This is a genomic window from Bartonella bennetti (assembly GCF_045945445.1).
Lineage (GTDB): Bacteria > Pseudomonadota > Alphaproteobacteria > Rhizobiales > Rhizobiaceae > Bartonella.
Map to the genome: position 1 here is coordinate 323,722 of NZ_CP174576.1, position 18,784 is coordinate 342,505.

Below are 18,784 nucleotides of genomic sequence, written 5' to 3' on the forward strand. Positions count from 1 at the left end.
ATTCATAATATAATGGAAGCTTTATTATAGTGAAACTTATGGAGTTTTTATAGAAAATAATAAACTCACTTATTAGATGGGTTTATTATTTATTGTAAAGATAATTTTTGATAATTTTATGAGGATTCCAAAAAGTTATTAAGATTATTAATGAAGTGGTATGATTAATTGGAGCAGAAATATCAATCGACTCTTAAAGATACAGTAATATTTGAGGGACGTGGTGTTCATAGCGGACATTTATCTGTCATGAAGATTGATCCAGCTGATATTGAGTGTGGTATTGTTTTTAAGCGTTATGGCATAGATGGGAAAGAGCAAATATTTCCAGCGCATGCATCACAAATCGGAGCAACTGAATTATCAACAGTACTTGGACATGGAGATATAAGAGTTGAGACAATTGAGCATTTGATGGCAGCAATTGCTGCTTATGATCTCGATAATCTCATCATTACGGTGTCAAGTAATGAAGTGCCTATTTTGGATGGTGCTTCATGGCAGTATTGTCAAGGTTTTGAAAAAGTAGGTATCATCCAGCAGACAGCATTGCGATCTTATTTTGTTATAAAAAAACTAGTACGTGTCGAAACAGCAAATGGTATGGCTGAATTTTTGCCATTTAATGGGTGTCGTTTTGATGTTACAATTTCTTTTCCTACTTCTGTTATTGGCAAACAACACTTGAGTTTTGATCTTACTGCACAAGGGTTTAAAGATGATTTATCTCGTGCGCGTACTTTTGGTTTTGTTAAGGATGTAGAAAAATTATGGTCTTCTGGAAAAGGGATAGGCTCTTCTTTAGAAAACTCTCTTATTATTGGTCTTAATGATCAAATTATTAATCCAACTGGCACTTATTTTGAAAATGAATTTGTTCGACATAAAATGCTTGACGCTATTGGTGATACTGCTTTACTTGGTGCACCTTTTATTGGATTATTCCATTCTTATTGTAGTGGACATGCGCTTAATTCAAAATTAGTTAAGGCTGTTTTACAGGATGAATCGTGTTACGAAAAAGTAATGTTTAAATAGAATAAAAATAAAATTTAAAAACTTTACTTTAGTTTGATATAATTTAAAAGCGAATGATAGATTTAGAGTATATAAATTCTGGTAGTTGGTTTAAAAGTGATATGATATAAAATTTAAAGAGTATTTTTCTATAAAATGACATTTTCTGGAGGCTGAGAAACTATGAAAAAACCTGATACGTATATTGGGAATATAGCGCATAGAAAATTGACCATTGTACGCAAAGTCTTTATTGGGATTCTTTTAGGAGGAATGTGTTTTTTAGCAGGCTGTTTAGGTAAAGGAAAAAATATCCTCGATCCATCTATGCATGTTTTAAAAATAGATCCGCCAGATGTTTTATATAATCAAGCGCTTGCTAATCTTGATGTGGGGCGGCTTAGTGAAGCAGCAAAAAAGTTTTCTGTTATTGAAAAACAATATGCTTACACTGAATGGGGTCGTAAATCCTTAATAATGGGTGCTTTTACAAATTATCGGTTGGCTAAGTATGATGATGCAATTAGTATGGCACAGCATTATATTTCTCTTTATCCGCTAGCGGATGATTCTGCTTATGCTTACTATATTATTGGTCTCTCTTCTTTTCGTCGGATTCCTGATGTTACACGTGATCAGCAGGATACTAAGCGTGCTATTGCTGCGATGCAGCTTTTGATAGAGCGCTATCCACAATCAGAGTATGTCAGCGATGCTAAGGCTAAAATACGTTTTGGTCGAGAGCAATTAGCTGGTAAAGAAATGCAGATTGGTCGTTATTATGAAGAAGGTCGGCAATATTTAGCAGCAAGTAAAAGATTTCGTACTGTGATTGAAGAGTATCCAGATACAAATCAAATTGAAGAAGCTCTTTTCCGATTAACAGAAGTTAATTTTGCTCTTGGTTTAACTATGGAAGCGCAGACGGCAGCAGCCATTTTAGGGCGAAATTATCCAGAAAGTAAATGGTATAAATTTTCTTATGATTTACTGCAAAAAAATAGTATGTCGCCTAAAGAGCATAAATCTTCTTGGATTTCTCGTGCTTTGAGTGGTAATAAGAGCAAGGTGAATTGATTTCATATGCTGGTGCAGCTTTCGATTCATAATATTGTTTTGATCGAAAAACTTGATATTCATTTTACAGAAGGTTTGTCAGTTTTAACTGGAGAAACTGGAACAGGGAAATCTATTCTACTTGATTCTTTATCATTAGCTCTTGGTGGACGTGGAGATTCTTCCCTTGTGCGTCATGGTATGACACAGGGGCAAGTAACAGCTATTTTTAATGTTCCTGTTTCACATCCTGTGCGCCGGCTAATATATGAGAATGGTTTTGATGATGAAGGTGATATCATTTTAAGGCGTGTACAGTCGAGTGATGGTCGTAGTCGCGGTTTTTTGAATGATCAAGTGATTAGCGTTGCATTGATGCGCAGTATTGGCCGTATGTTGGTTGAAATTCATGGGCAACATGATGATCGTGCGTTTGTTGATATTGGTACACATCGTCAATTATTAGATGCTTTTGGTGGTCTTGAAAGTGAAGTGGAAAATTTGCGTGAATGCTATCGTATATGGCATACATTAAAAGAACGTGTGCAACAACAACGTGTGAAAGTCGAGGATGCTGCACGTGAAGTTGATTATCTTCGTGCAAGTGTAGAAGAACTTGATAAATTTGATTTCAAAGTTGATGAAGAAGATACTTTGTCTCTTCGCCGTGCTGATATGCTTAAATTAGAAAAGATAGCAACGGATATTAGAGAGGCTGATGATCTTTTAGGAGGTTCGAAATCACCAATCCCTGTTCTTGCCAATTTGGTAAGACGTTTGGAGCGGAAAATTCCTGAAGCACAGGCTTTACTTACACCTGTAGTCAAGTCTATTGACGATGCATTGCATGCACTTGCAACGGCGCGTGATGGTATCGAATCTGCAATGCAAGCATTGGATTTTGACACTAACGAATTGGAACGAATAGAAGAGCGTCTTTTTGCACTTCGAGGTTTTTCTCGTAAATACCATGTTGCTGGAGATGAACTTGCTCAGTTACGCGATAAAATGTGTGCTGAAATTGCTGATTTTGATTCTTCTCAAGTAACATTAGTTCATTTAGAGACTGAGGCTCGAAAAGCGCAAAAAGATTATGACATATTAGCACAAGCGCTTTCGATAAAACGTCAAGAAGTAGCGCGTCGTTTATCTGCAAGTGTTACGGATGAGTTACCAGCTTTGAAATTGGAGAAGGCAGAATTTATCGTTGAAATGCAGAGTGATGCTGAAAAGTATAGCCCAGATGGTATAGATCGTGTTGAATATTGGGTGCGCACAAACCCTGGAACACGAGCAGGGCCGATATTAAGTGTGGCTTCTGGTGGTGAATTGTCTCGTTTTTTGTTGGCATTGAAAGTTGTATTAGCTGATCGTGGATCAGCACCAACATTGGTGTTTGATGAAATTGATACAGGTGTTGGTGGAGCTGTTGCTGCTGCAATTGGACAACGGTTGCTGCGTTTATCAAAAAATATTCAAGTTTTTTCTGTCACACATGCACCCCAGGTAGCATCTAAAGCGCATAATCATTTTCTTATTTCAAAGGTTGAAAGCGGTGATACAGGTTGCTTTTTTACGAGTATTAATAAAATAGAAAATCATGAACGCGCAGAAGAAATTGCACGCATGTTAGCAGGAGAACAAGTTACTGAAGAAGCACGTGCAGCAGCCCAAAAGCTTTTAATACAGGCATAATTAAGAAGTAATGAAAATACTAACACACATATGTTCATTTAGATTCTCTTGATAATAATCAGTGGGATTTGTGTATGGTCATCACTCAAGATTTGGAATAGAATTTATGGACAAAAATGTGATTAAAAACTTAACCGCTCTTGAGGCAGAAGGTGAGTTGGAATGGTTGGCAAAAGAAATTGCACGTCATGATGTGCTTTATCATCGTGATGATCAGCCTGAAATTTCTGACGCAGAATATGATGCTCTCCGTCGTCGTAATGAGGAAATTGAAGCTCTCTTTCCTGAATTAGTTCGTGCGGATTCTCCTTCATCTAAAATTGGTGCGCCGATTTCTGAAAAGTTTGAAAAGTCTATTCATGCACAGCCAATGCTGTCTTTGGATAACGCATTTAATTTTAAAGATGTTAGTGAATTTATTGAGCGTATTCGTCGTTTTTTACGATTTCCAGAAACACAGATAATAGAAATGACAGCTGAACCGAAAATTGATGGTTTATCTTTATCTTTACGTTATGAGGCAGGAAAACTTGTACGTGCTATAACGCGTGGAAATGGATACATAGGTGAAAATGTCACTACAAATGCGCGAACAATTGCTGATATTCCACAGATTTTACAGGGTAAATTTCCTGATATTATTGAGGTTCGTGGTGAAGTTTATATGGGACAGAAAGATTTCCAGCTACTCAATATTAGCCAACAGAAAGAAGGGAAGTTAGCTTTTGCAAATCCTAGAAATGCAGCAGCTGGTTCTTTACGTCAGCTTGATTCACAGATAACCGCTAGCAGAAATCTTAAATTTTTTGCTTATGCTTGGGGTGAAGTGAGTGAAATGCCTGCTGAAAGCCAAATAGAAATGATGGAAAAGCTTAAAGAATATGGCTTTATTATTAATCCATTAACAAAGGTTTTTGAAAAAGTAGAAGATCTTATTTCATATTATCATTCTATTGAAAAATGTCGTCAATCATTAAATTATGATATTGATGGGATTGTTTATAAAGTTAATGATTTAATGCTTCAAACGCGTTTGGGATTTGTCTCTCGTTCGCCACGTTGGGCAATTGCGCATAAATTTCCAGCAGAAAAAGCTATAGCACTTTTAGAAAATATTGATATTCAGGTAGGTCGAACTGGAGCATTAACTCCTGTTGCTCGTCTTACACCTATTACTGTAGGTGGGGTTGTTGTTACAAATGCAAGTTTGCACAATGAAGACTATATTAAAGGAATCGGTCATAAGGGTGAGTTAATTCGTGAAGGACGTGATATTCGTGTGGGTGATACTGTGATTATACAACGTGCTGGCGATGTGATTCCCCAGATTGTTGATGTTCTTGTTGAAAAGCGTCCAAAAGATACTCCTACTTTTGTTTTTCCTCACGTGTGTCCTGTTTGTGGAAGTCATGCTGTTCGTGAAGAGGGTGAAGCGATTCGTCGGTGTACGGGTGGGCTTATTTGTTCAGCGCAAGCAATTGAGCGTATTTGCCATTTTGTTTCGCGCAATGCCTTTGATATTGAAGGATTTGGTAGAAAACAAGTGGAATTTTTCTTTCATATTCAAGATAAAACGCTTTGTATTCATTCGCCAGCGGATATTTTCACTTTACAACGACGTCAAGAAAATTCTTTGAGACGTTTGGAAAATATGGAAGGTTTTGGAGTTGTTTCAGTTCGTAAACTTTATAATGCTATTAATGCTCGCCGTGAAATTTCTTTAAGTCGTTTTTTGTTTGCATTAGGCATTCGTCACATTGGTGAGGTTAATGCTCAACGTCTTGCTCGTGCTTACCAAAATTATGCTGCTTTTGAAACCGCGGCGATGTCAGCCATTATGCCGAGTAGTAAAAACATTGAAGGTAATGAGATGTGGATCGAATTAACCAATATTGAGGGAATCGGTTCTCGTGTTGGTGAAGCAATTATTGATTTTTATCAAGAGGCGCATAATCGCAAGGTTTTATTGGCCTTGCTTAAAGAAGTAACTCCTCTTCATGAAATGCCTGTGGCAATAGATTATTCGCCAATAGTAGGGAAAATTATTGTTTTTACAGGAACTTTGGAGCATATGTCGAGGGATGAAGCAAAGTTCTTAGCAGAACGGTTAGGTGCTAAGACATCCAATTCTATTTCTAGAAAGACTGATCTCCTTGTTGCAGGTTTTGGAGCAGGATCGAAACTAACTAAAGCACAACAATTAGGTATTGAGGTTCTGGATGAAAAAAACTGGCTCAAGTTGATTGATGGACATTATATTTAGGGTTTTCATTTCAAACAATAATTCCCATATAGAAATAATGTATTTGTAATACTAATAGAATTTTTACACGTTTCTTTTTGCAAATCTGTAGTTAGCTGATATTTTGTATACATTTCGATACAAAATCAATCTTGATTCAAGCAATTTTTGTAGTTTTTTAACGAAACTAACAAAAAGTTTCAAATATAAAAGTAATTCTTTTCTTTTATTTAAAATTGATAGCGTACACCGCCAGAAATGCTTGTACCAGAAAAGCCAGCTTTGGTTAATTTATGTTTGTATAACAAATCGCCATGCAGTGCTATAGTATTAGATAATTGGGCATGAACACCCATACCTGTTTCAACTGTAGAACCAAATGCACCTAACTGAAAAGCATCTTTAAAATATACTATCCGCTTCTTTTCATAACTATGTGCAAGATGAAGTTTGCCATAAAAGGAAACGACACGTGCCTTTTCAAAAGAAGTAACAGCCTTTGTTAAAGAACCACCAACGCGTGCTATCAATTGATCATGCTTCCCTAGCTCAATATCAAACCGATCAATATCACGAGCTTTATCAAACATGATAGACTGATAAATAACTTGAAGCTGCGGCTCAATAATAAAACCATTATAGCCTGTGATAATAGCCTGACCTCCCATCAAAGAGGTACTCAAAAGTCTCCCTTGTAATGCTGCCGTTTTACCTCGAGCAAGGGTTATAACATCGCCCTTTAAAAGATCGTAAGAGAGAAATCCATTCACATAAAAGCCTGCATCATGCTGTAAATGAGCATAAAGCTTGCCCGACCATTTATTAAAAACACTCTTCTGACTTTGTTTAACAGCAAGAGGCTGAAGAGAGAGCCTACCATACGTCCCCATCATTCCAAAAGACAAAGCACTCTGTTTATTCTCTAATGTCTTTAAGACAACACCTGCTGTCATACTATTATAGTCAAGATCAGCTCCATACCCATGTTCAAAAACAGACAAATTTGAAGTATAGCGATGATTACTCCCATAACCGCGTATAAAAAAGCTTGTCTTTCTATTGTTATCAGCTTCATTGGAAGCATTGTGTATAATTTCCAAAAGTTCGTGTTGATTGCTCATATCTACCACACCTGCGTGAAATAAAGCATGAGGTAAGAGCAAATAACTTGGTAGTTGTGGCACAACTGCTGGCACTCTTGGACCTGGTTCTGGCGCTGGTGGCATTGGCGCCGGCGCTGGTGATGGTGGTAATGGTTCCGGTTCCGGTTTTGCTGGCACTGGTTTGGGCGCTGGTGGTGGTGGTGGAATATATTCACGCTGTAGACGATAATCCCAAAAATTACTTCCATCACTATCAACTAACTTTTGCTGAGAATTAGCCTGACCACGAGAAGAACCTGGACCATAAGCAAAAAGACCATATCTATAAGGTGAACCACCAATTGTAATATAATCACCATTCAGTTTGAAAGAATGTTCTTGTGCTGTACCGGAAACCTGAATAAGCGAAATACCCTGAGTATTCCCGTTCTCCCCTATAGCACCTTTCGAACTTCCATTTTGACCAGTAACATAAACAGTGGTCGTACCAGATACATTGCCATGGATCAAAACTCTATCAGTTTTCTGACTATCAAGCGAACCATCAGGGTTCAAACTTGTGTTTAAATGGATCTGCGCATTATCCTTTGCAATATAAACATTGCCTTCTCCATCTCCAATGCGAAGTGTTTTATAAACATCAGATGTTGGCTTTTTAAAAATAATCTTACTATTTTCAAGAGTCACAGTAGAAACAGACATAAAATTACTGCTATTTGCTATATCTGACAATCTTGCTGTTTCTGTTAAAGTCCAGGTTGAATTATTTTTCAACTCGAAATTCACTTTAGCTGTACCGGTAATGAGAGTACCGCCTTTGAGCTGAGAATTATCAGCTTTAATGTCTATAGTCCCTTTATCAGCTTCTAATAAACGATCACCGGAGAGTTCTGTGTATTCTGATAAATTAAAGATAAGCTTCTGATTAACCTTATTATAAATAACTGCATGTTGAGGAACAGTAAACTTTGCCTTCTTTAAAGAAACAATTATATCACTTGTACTGTTTTCAATTGTTTGAGCATCAGAAGATTTTACATACACACCATAAAATTGTTCACCATTTACTTGAATATCTACACCTTCAATATTTACTTGAGTAACTTTTTCTTCTGCGCTGTTTTCTTCTTGCTCTCCTTTTTCAATGTTGAATACCAATCCATGTGCATTATCTAGAAAAACATTTCCATTTTTCATATTAAAAGTACTCTTTGGATAGATATCAATGAAAGCGTTATCAACATCACTACTCTCACTCTCCTGATTTTCCGTAACCGTGTTAGTAATGTTAACTTTTTCTAAAGAAATCTCTCCTTCCTCTATACGAACCGCAGTACCCTTCGTAAAACTAAGGCTTTTACCCTCCATTTGAATTATGGATTCTCCTTGACTGAAAAGACCTATTCCCCCATCAGCTACTGTAATATCTACACTCTCTAACTCAATTGTAGCAGCTTCACCAGAAGCGTGAACAGCAATCTGACTATTCTTAATCGCGCCCTCCGTCATGGTTATTATACTATTTTCTAAAGCATAAAGACCTGTTGTTAAGTTTTCTAATTGCAATTCCTCAGCGTTAACTGATCCATATTCTTTGACATACACACCAATATATTTAATAGTTTTGTTGTCCTCCTTTATTGGACCTTTAATCTTTATCTTTTTTGCATCAAGCCAACCAAGCGAATAGATGCCAATTCCTCCATGATCTTTATTAGAGTAAGGCTTACAAGCTTCTTGAGAGATCATCAATTTTTTTCGTCTCACACTATTCGCTATAGTATGCTCTTCATTCTCTACAGTTTTAGTTGCTGGTTTGTCATTACTACTTCCATTAAGAGAAATTCTTACAACGAAAGTACCTTCCAACAATTCTACTGTTTCCATTACTTTTTTTTGCTTATTAACAACTATCTCGCACCGTTTATTAGCATTAGCTAAAACAGAGCTAGCTAAAACACAAATGAGAAATAAATATGAGAGAAAAAAAGTACGTTTAATATGAAAGAAAAATAGCATCTCAAAACAAATTTAAAACATTGCCCCGATCACCCCGCGAAATATAATATAAATAGGCACATCATAAATGTTTAATACACAACTACATTAAAGCATTCTCCCGCCTTTACTAAACGAAAACTATTTAATAGATAGGATCAGATCCTACACTTAATATGAAGATACACTTGCTAACAATTTTATAATCTGAATAAGCGTACTGATAACAATAAGTATTAACAAAAAAATGGCTAAATTAAGTTAAGGAAAAAACACACTACAATTTTCTTAGCAACATTGTATTCGCAATACTAATAGAATTTTTACACGTTTTCTTTTGCAGATTTGTACTTAACTTATATTTTGATTATACATTCGATACAAAATCAATTTTTATAGTATAAAATCATACAACAAGGGTATGATTGTAAAATAAATCATAGAAAATTTACTAACTTACATTCTAGAAGAAATGATAATCATAATGACGATATTTTTGTGTTGAGCTTAATTTCGCCATAATTTCTTAATAGTTATTTTTATGTTATTTTTATGTTACCGTAATCAATGCTTATGATTATTTTTTCCCTCTTTTTTCTCATTTTTAATCTTTTAACAAGCTCTATTTTATTTGCTAGCACTTGCGATGTAACTGTTAGAGAGCAGAAAATAGAAACAATAGAATTACTGGAAGGTAATTTCATTATGAAATTTTCTGAACTTAATAAGGAAGGCGACGGAGAGATAAAGATAAAAAAAATAAACAATAAAACCTATACTATGGTGAATAATGCTAGACGGAAAAAAACGTTTAAAAACTCTTCTTGTAATGACTTGAAGAATAAGGAACATGGAGTAATTGGCATCTATTCAGTTGGTTGGGTAGATGCAACGAATATAACAATTAAAGGTCCCCAAAGCGAGAGTGATAACACTATTAAATATATTGGTGTGTATGTCAAAGAATATGGATCAGTTAACGCTGAGGAATTGCAATTAGAAAACTTAACAACAGGTCTTTATGCTTTAGAAAATAGTGCGATAAACGTAATCGGTGGCACGATTAAGAGTAGTCAGACTGCTGTTCACGCTTCTGGTGAAGCTGCTACAATTGAGTTAGAGAGTGTAGATATTACAATAGCTGATGGGGGGATAGGTCTTTTCAGTGAAAAAGGATCCATAATTCAAATGGAGAATAAAAGCCTTAGTTTTACAAAAGGCACTGCGGTTCATATAGCGGAAGGCGAGATTAATTTAGAAAAAGTTAACATTATTAACACGGTTATGGAAAATCAGGAGAGTGAGAGTAAAAACGTTAGCGCTTTCGTTCATATGTATCCAAGCAGTGCGTTTAATATGAAAAATGGACATGTTATTCTAGGTAATGTGCACGGATTGGTATTATTCAACAATCAAGACAATGAAGGTAAAAAAAGTGCAACTGAAGTTAGTCAAATTACTCCCCATTTAGTAAATATTGAAGGTGCAAATATTCAAGTAAATGGTAAACAATCTTATGGTGTGTATGTAAAATCTTCTGATGCTCAAACAATTGAAAACAGTACAAGTGATACAATTGTTTTTTTAAAGAAAACACATTTTGCTGTTCCTGAACATACGGTTATTTATAATAAGGCTAATCAGAAGCTTATCTTTAATTTATCAGAATACACAGAACTCTCCGGTGATCGTTTATTAGAAGCTGATAAAGGGACTATAGACATTAAAGCTGATAATTCTCAGCTCAAAGGCGGTACTCTCATTACCGGTACAGCTAAAGTGAATTTCGAGTTGAAAAATAATTCAACCTGGACTTTAACAGAAACAGCAAGATTGTCAGATATAGCAAATAGCAGTAATTTTATGTCTGTTTCTACTGTGACTCTTGAAAATAGTAAGATTATTTTTAAAAAGCCAACATCTGATGTTTATAAAACACTTCGCATTGGAGATGGAGAAGGCAATGTTTATATTGCAAAGGATAATGCGCAGATCCATTTAAACACAAGTTTGAACCCTGATGGTTCGCTTGATAGTCAGAAAACTGATAGAGTTTTGATCCATGGCAATGTATCTGGTACGACCACTGTTTATGTTACTGGTCAAAATGGAAGTTCGAAAGGTGCTATAGGGGAGAACGGGAATACTCAGGGTATTTCGCTTATTCAGGTTTCCGGTACAGCACAAGAACATTCTTTCAAACTGAATGGTGATTATATTACAATTGGTGGTTCACCTTATAGATATGGTCTTTTTGCTTATGGTCCAGGTTCTTCTCGTGGTCAGGCTAATTCTCAGCAAAAGTTAGTTGATAGTGATGGAAGTAATTTTTGGGATTATCGTCTACAGCGTGAATATATTCCACCACCACCACCAGCGCCCAAACCAGTGCCAGCAAAACCGGAACCGGAACCATTACCACCATCACCAGCGCCGGCGCCAATGCCACCAGCGCCAGAACCAGGTCCAAGAGTGCCAGCAGTTGTGCCACAACTACCAAGTTATTTGCTCTTACCTCATGCTTTATTTCACGCAGGTGTGGTAGATATGAGCAATCAACACGAACTTTTGGAAATTATACACAATGCTTCCAATGAAGCTGATAACAATAGAAAGACAAGCTTTTTTATACGCGGTTATGGGAGTAATCATCGCTATACTTCAAATTTGTCTGTTTTTGAACATGGGTATGGAGCTGATCTTGACTATAATAGTATGACAGCAGGTGTTGTCTTAAAGACATTAGAGAATAAACAGAGTGCTTTGTCTTTTGGAATGATGGGGACGTATGGTAGGCTCTCTCTTCAGCCTCTTGCTGTTAAACAAAGTCAGAAGAGTGTTTTTAATAAATGGTCGGGCAAGCTTTATGCTCATTTACAGCATGATGCAGGCTTTTATGTGAATGGATTTCTCTCTTACGATCTTTTAAAGGGCGATGTTATAACCCTTGCTCGAGGTAAAACGGCAGCATTACAAGGGAGACTTTTGAGTACCTCTTTGATGGGAGGTCAGGCTATTATCACAGGCTATAATGGTTTTATTATTGAGCCGCAGCTTCAAGTTATTTATCAGTCTATCATGTTTGATAAAGCTCGTGATATTGATCGGTTTGATATTGAGCTAGGGAAGCATGATCAATTGATAGCACGCGTTGGTGGTTCTTTAACAAAGGCTGTTACTTCTTTTGAAAAGGCACGTGTCGTTTCCTTTTATGGCAAACTTCATCTTGCACATAGTTATGAAAAGAAGCGGATAGTATATTTTAAAGATGCTTTTCAGTTAGGTGCATTTGGTTCTACAGTTGAAACAGGTATGGGTGTTCATGCCCAATTATCTAATACTATAGCACTGCATGGCGATTTGTTATACAAACATAAATTAACCAAAGCTGGCTTTTCTGGCACAAGCATTTCTGGCGGTGTACGCTATCAATTTTAAATAAAAGAAAAGAATTACTTTTATATTTGAAACTTTTTGTTAGTTTCGTTAAAAAACTACAAAAATTGGCGAATCAAGACCGATTTGGTATCGAAATGTATAATAAAATAGCTAATACAGATCTGTGGAAAGAATTAGTATTATGGCGTTTTTTTATTATTTAGTTTCATCATTTTTTGTTCATACGTTTAACTATGCTAAATAACACTTCTTTTTGCACTCTTCTCGCACTCTTCTCGCACTCTTCTCGCACTCTTTTTTTTCTCATTTGTATTTTAGTTAGCCTTATTTTAGCTAACGGTGTTTGCAGTGAAAATGATGCAGTGAAAGCAAATTTCATAGCAGTAATAACCTTAAATGAGTATACAGAAGATACTTTTATTGCGCTAGTTGCTCAAAGTAGCACAACATTGAAAAGTACTGAAACAACGTTGAAAAATAAAAACTATATTATAGAGAATAATGCTCAACGGAAAGGAAAGCCAATTTCTAATATCTCTAGTATTATCTATAATAAAGATCATGGAATAATTGGTGTATATACAAGTAATTATCAGTCGTTGGATATACAAAATGTAAAGATTAAAGGTCCATCAGACGAGATTGATGAAACTATTAAATATTTGGGTGTGTATACCGGAACACATGGATCAGTTAATGCTGATGAGTTGAATTTAGAGGAGCTAACAGTAGGTCTTTATGCTTCAGACAATAGTGCAATAAGCATGACAGGGGGCATGATTAAGAATAGTCAGATTGCTGTTCAGGCTCATGGTAGTGCTACTACGGTTGATCTAAATGATGTAGATATTACAGTAGCTGATAGGGGGATGGGTCTTTTCAGTCAAAAAGGATCCGTAATTCAAATGAAGGGTAAAAGCATTACTTTTACGGAGGGTACTGCGGTTCGTATAAAGGAAGGAAATATTTCTTTAGAAAAAGTTAACATTAAGGACACAATCATTGTGATGAAGAATCCTTATAATGGGAATGATGTTATTCATAATGCAGCCATTTATATGTATCCAGAGAGTGTTTTGAATATGAAGGAGGGAAATGTTTCTCTAGATAATGCACATGGATTGGTATTCAACCTTGAAAAAGGAGAGAAAAAAGAAGACAGCGCAGAAACAAAAAGTACTCAAGTAAATATTGAAAATGTAAATATTCAAGTAAATGGTGAACAATCTTATGGTGTGTATGTAAAATCTTCTGATGCTCAAATAATTGAAAACAGTACAAGTGATATGGTTGTTTCTTTAAAGAAGGCAAAGTTTACTGTTCCTGAACATACGGTTATTTATAATAAGGTTAATCAAAAGCTTATCTTTAATTTATCAGAACAAACAGAACTCTCTGGTGATCTTTTATTAGAAGCTGATAGTGGGACTATAGACATTAAAGCTGATAATTCTCAGCTCAAAGGGGGTACTCTCATTACCGGTACAGCTAAAGTGAATTTCGAGTTGAGAAATAATTCAACCTGGACTTTAAAAAGTAGCAATAATTTTATATCTGTTTCTACTGTGACTCTTGAAAAGAGTAGTATTACTTTTGAAAAGCCAACATCCGATGTTTATAAAACACTTCGCATTGGAGATGGAGAAGGCAATGTTTATATTGCAAAGGATAATGCGCAGATCCATTTAAACACAAGTTTGAACCCTGATGGTTCGCTTGATAGTCAGAAAACTGATAGAGTTTTGATCCATGGCAATGTATCTGGTACGACCACTGTTTATGTTACTGATCAAAATGGAAGTTCGAAAGGTGCTATAGGGGAGAACGGGAATACTCAGGGTATTTCGCTTATTCAGGTTTCCGGTACAGCACAAGAACATTCTTTCAAACTGAATGGTGATTATATTACAATTGGTGGTTCACCTTATAGATATGGTCTTTTTTCTTATGGTCCAGGTTCTTCTCGTGGTCAGGCTAATTCTCAGCAAAAGTTAGTTGATAGTGATGGAAGTAATTTTTGGGATTATCGTCTACAGCGTGAATATATTTCACCGCCAACCCCAGCACTAGAGCCAAAACAAGAAACAGTGCCGGAAAAAAAACCATTAGCACCGACGCCAGAGACAGTGCCATTACCAATACCAACAGAAGAAGAAACACCAGCATCACCACTAGAACCAGCAGTACCACAACCAGTGCCAGGATCAACATTGGAACCAAAACCAGTATCACCAGAGTCAGTACCGGAATCAACACCAGAAACACCAGCGCCAGTGCCACCGGCACCAGAGCCAGCACCGGCACCAAGGCCAGAAGCACCAGCGCCCAAACCAGTGCCAGCAAAACCGGAACCGGAACCATTACCACCATCACCAGCGCCGGCGCCAATGCCACCAGCGCCAGAACCAGGTCCAAGAGTGCCAGCAGTTGTGCCACAACTACCAAGTTATTTGCTCTTACCTCATGCTTTATTTCACGCAGGTGTGGTAGATATGAGCAATCAACACGAACTTTTGGAAATTATACACAATGCTTCCAACGAAGCTGATAACAATAGAAAGACAAGCTTTTTTATACGCGGTTATGGGAGTAATCATCGCTATACTTCAAATTTGTCTGTTTTTGAACATGGGTATGGAGCTGATCTTGACTATAATAGTATGACAGCAGGTGTTGTCTTAAAGACATTAGAGAATAAACAGAGTGCTTTGTCTTTTGGAATGATGGGGACGTATGGTAGGCTCTCTCTTCAGCCTCTTGCTGTTAAACAAAGTCAGAAGAGTGTTTTTAATAAATGGTCGGGCAAGCTTTATGCTCATTTACAGCATGATGCAGGCTTTTATGTGAATGGATTTCTCTCTTACGATCTTTTAAAGGGCGATGTTATAACTCTTGCTCGAGGTAAAACGGCAGCATTACAAGGGAGACTTTTGAGTACCTCTTTGATGGGAGGTCAGGCTATTATCACAGGCTATAATGGTTTTATTATTGAGCCGCAGCTTCAAGTTATTTATCAGTCTATCATGTTTGATAAAGCTCGTGATATTGATCGGTTTGATATTGAGCTAGGGAAGCACGATCAATTGATAGCGCGCGTTGGTGGTTCTTTAACAAAAGCTGTTACTTCTTTTGAAAAGGTACGTGTCGTTTCCTTTTATGGCAAACTTCATCTTGCACATAGTTATGAAAAGAAGCGGATAGTATATTTTAAAGATGCTTTTCAGTTAGGTGCATTTGGTTCTACAGTTGAAACAGGTATGGGTGTTCATGCCCAATTATCTAATACTATAGCACTGCATGGCGATTTGTTATACAAACATAAATTAACCAAAGCTGGCTTTTCTGGCACAAGCATTTCTGGCGGTGTACGCTATCAATTTTAGTCCTTTAAAATTAGTCTGTTTTGTTTTGAACAACTGTTTGTCAGTTTCGTTAAAACCATAAAAAAATTGCTTGATAGGCTCTTATCTCTAATTTCCAGAAGTTAGAGTATTTTATTGTGTTTTGTACTCTATCTTAAGCTGGTTTTTAGATATTTAATTTAAGGGTGCATTTACAATCAAAGAGGCATGGTAGCTTTTTTTAGCCATTTTTTATCTTCTTTATTAAGATAGGGGGCATTAACTTGATAAACACAGGCATGATAGTCGTTAAGCCACTGTTTTTCTTGTGCCGTTAAAAGTTTTATTAAAATTAATTGTCGATCAATAGGACACTTTGTAAGTGTTTCAAATGATAGCATATCTATATCGCCATTAGTAATTTTTTGAGCTGGTTTGACAATCATCAAATTTTCAATACGAATACCAAAAGCTTTTTCACGGTAATATCCAGGTTCGTTAGAGATAATCATACCGGGAATAAGTTCTTGGTTTCCATAGCGTGAAAAATTTTGTGGTCCTTCGTGAACAGAGAGATAAGAACCAACTCCATGGCCAGTACCATGTGCATAATCAAAACCAGCTTTCCATAAAGCACTGCGTGCTAAAACATCAATATCTTGTCCACGTGTACCTTTAGGAAATTTTGCACTTGAAAGAGCAATCATGCCTTTGAGAACAAGGGTAAAACAGCGTTTTTCTTCTTCTTCAATACTTCCAATTGCTACCGTACGGGTGACATCTGTAGTACCATCTCGGTATTGTCCACCTGAATCAACAAGATAAAGCTCACCTGCATTCAGTAGTCTATTTGTCTTAGTGGTTACACGATAATGAATAATTGCACCATTTTTACCTGCTGCTGAAATCGTGTCAAAGGAAAGATCTTCGAGTTTTATTCCCATTTCTTGTGCAGTTATGATACGAAATTTTTCTAATTTTTTAGCAGCTGAAATTTCACTAATTGTACCTGGTATTTGTCTATCAAGCCAGGACAAAAAACGAGTAAGTGCTATACCATCACATAAATGTGCTCTGCGTGAGCCATTGAGCTCTGTAGTATTTTTAATGGCACGTGGTAAGACAACAGGATCCGTTAGTGCAATGAAAGATCCTCCTGTTTCTTCAATAACGGTGCGTAACTTTTCGCACGTTAAAAATGGATCTAAAGCAAAAACAGTACCTTGTTGAACATGATCTTTGATATTTGAAATAAATTCTTCTGGTTTATATAGTTTTGCATAACATTTCAGATATTGTCTTTGTTCACTACCAATTTTTTTACTATCAATAAATAAGCTTGGTTTTTCTTTAATTGAAATGATAGCAAAACAAAGGGAAAAGGGTGAATTAGAAATATCATTGCCACGTATATTGAATGTCCATGCAATAGAAGATGGATCTGTAAAAATAAAAGCATTTGCACCAGATTGCTTTATATTTTTGCGAATTTGTGACAGCTTTTCATTCGTGCTGCATCCTGCATATTTGAGAGGATGAATTGATAAAGGGGTTTGCGGGCATTTAGGTTGATCATTCCAAATAAGATCAATAAGATTGGGTTGACTTTCTATAAGTTTTCCACCTATTTTCAGTTCTAATGCTTGTCTTAATATGGCTGTAGCATTAATAGTATGAAGCCACGGATCAAAGCCAATTGAAAGTTTTTGTCTATTTTTTTCCAGCCATTGTGCTGGTGAGCAGATTGCTAAATCTTCATAATCAAAGATACAAGAATCTGTTTGCTGACGAACTTGAAGTTTATAACGTCCATCTGTAAATATAATAGCTTTATCTTTTAAAATCAATGCTATACCAGATGATCCAGTAAATCCAGTTAGCCAGCCAAGACGTTGAGCATGTTTAGGAACATATTCTCCTTGATGTTCATCTGTATGCGGAACTAGAAAGCCATCTAGTCCAAAGTGATCCAATTTTTGACGCAGAGCTGCAACACGTTTTGCGGCATAAGTAGGGTTTGTTATTGTTTCAAAAGATTGGTACATAAAGACGTTCTTTTCTTTTATTTCAGATGCAAAGTAACCCATCCTTGTCGGAGATATGTTTCAATATGTTTTAAACCTTGTTTTACATAAGCTTTTAAAACATCATCGTGCTGTTCTTCAAGAATTCCGGATAGTATAATAGATCCACCTTTTTGCAATGCTTTCACCATATCGTGTGAAAGCTCGATTAGAGGGTTGGCAAGAATATTAGCAACAATAAGATCAAAGGGAGCGCATGATGCGATTTTATCATCGCTAAAACCCGTAATTGCAACAGCTGTAACATGCTCTGTCACACCATTGAATCTAATATTATGTTTTGCAACTTGAATGGCGATTGGATCTATATCAGCTGCAAGCACAGGAATAGGTTTGAGCATCACGATACCAATAGCTAATACTCCACTACCTGTGCCGAGATCAAGAGCATTTTGTGGGTTCTCATTTTGTATTACTTTGGTAATCATTTCTAAACAGCTAAATGTTGTTCCATGATGACCTGTACCAAAAGCCTGATTAGCTTCAATTTCAATAGGCAAAACATTAGGTGGAATGTTTTGTCGTTCATGGCTACCGTGAAGAAAAAAAGGACCAGCACATACCGGTTTTAACTCTGCAAGACTTTGTTTTACCCAATCGATATTGGGTAAGATTTCTATGTTAATTTTATTTGGATCTATTGCAAGAATACGTGAAAAGCATTCAGAAGCACTTTTCTGATTTTTTTGATCAACATAGAGTGAAATTTCATAAATAGCATTTTTGTCATCTATTTCTGTAAGAGCAAGAGGATAACCTTCCTCCTCAAAGGCTACTTCCATAAGAGCATAAAATTTTTCTGCCTCATTTTTAAGAGCGGTCCAATACAGACGAATTTGTTGTGACATG

9 protein-coding genes are annotated in these 18,784 nt (G+C 36.3%); 6 read left to right on the forward strand and 3 right to left on the reverse strand.

Annotation, left to right across the window (positions count from 1 at the left end; genetic code table 11):
* The first annotated feature begins 168 nt into the window (after positions 1–168).
* The 4 genes from lpxC to ligA all read left to right on the forward strand — a co-directional run bounded on the left by lpxC (position 169) and on the right by ligA (position 6,031).
* The gene (gene lpxC / locus ACJTDF_RS01275) at positions 169–1,038 is read left to right on the forward strand and encodes a UDP-3-O-acyl-N-acetylglucosamine deacetylase (protein ID WP_407965807.1); all 870 of its coding nucleotides are present in this window, start codon (positions 169–171) and stop codon (positions 1,036–1,038) included.
* Positions 1,039–1,200: 162 nt separating this feature from the next.
* A complete protein-coding gene (locus ACJTDF_RS01280; protein WP_407965808.1) occupies positions 1,201–2,094 on the forward strand; it encodes an outer membrane protein assembly factor BamD in 894 nt (297 codons plus the stop codon).
* Positions 2,095–2,100: 6 nt separating this feature from the next.
* A complete protein-coding gene (gene recN, locus ACJTDF_RS01285; RefSeq protein ID WP_407965809.1) occupies positions 2,101–3,768 on the forward strand; it encodes a DNA repair protein RecN in 1,668 nt (555 codons plus the stop codon).
* A 106-nt stretch (positions 3,769–3,874) separates the two neighbouring features.
* A complete protein-coding gene (ligA, locus tag ACJTDF_RS01290) occupies positions 3,875–6,031 on the forward strand; it encodes an NAD-dependent DNA ligase LigA (RefSeq protein ID WP_407965810.1) in 2,157 nt (718 codons plus the stop codon).
* 209 nt (positions 6,032–6,240) lie between these two features.
* Here ligA and ACJTDF_RS01295 read toward each other — a convergent pair whose 3' ends face one another.
* The gene (locus tag ACJTDF_RS01295) at positions 6,241–9,000 is read right to left on the reverse strand and encodes an autotransporter outer membrane beta-barrel domain-containing protein (RefSeq protein ID WP_407965811.1); all 2,760 of its coding nucleotides are present in this window, start codon (positions 8,998–9,000) and stop codon (positions 6,241–6,243) included.
* A gap of 816 nt (positions 9,001–9,816) precedes the next feature.
* On the opposite strand from ACJTDF_RS01295, the gene ACJTDF_RS01300 reads away from it, so the two are divergent.
* Both ACJTDF_RS01300 and ACJTDF_RS01305 read left to right on the forward strand, forming a co-directional pair.
* On the forward strand, positions 9,817–12,549 hold the full coding sequence (locus tag ACJTDF_RS01300; RefSeq protein ID WP_407965812.1) for an autotransporter outer membrane beta-barrel domain-containing protein: 2,733 nt from the start codon (positions 9,817–9,819) through the stop codon (positions 12,547–12,549).
* A gap of 194 nt (positions 12,550–12,743) precedes the next feature.
* Complete coding sequence (locus ACJTDF_RS01305) at positions 12,744–15,893, forward strand: autotransporter outer membrane beta-barrel domain-containing protein (RefSeq protein WP_407965813.1); 3,150 nt, start codon at positions 12,744–12,746, stop codon at positions 15,891–15,893.
* Positions 15,894–16,069: 176 nt separating this feature from the next.
* Here ACJTDF_RS01305 and ACJTDF_RS01310 read toward each other — a convergent pair whose 3' ends face one another.
* A complete protein-coding gene (locus ACJTDF_RS01310; protein WP_407965814.1) occupies positions 16,070–17,896 on the reverse strand; it encodes an aminopeptidase P family protein in 1,827 nt (608 codons plus the stop codon).
* A 17-nt stretch (positions 17,897–17,913) separates the two neighbouring features.
* Positions 17,914–18,783, reverse strand: a complete 870-nt coding sequence (locus ACJTDF_RS01315) for a 50S ribosomal protein L11 methyltransferase (RefSeq protein ID WP_407965815.1) — start codon at positions 18,781–18,783, stop codon at positions 17,914–17,916.
* Position 18,784: the final 1 nt, after the last annotated feature.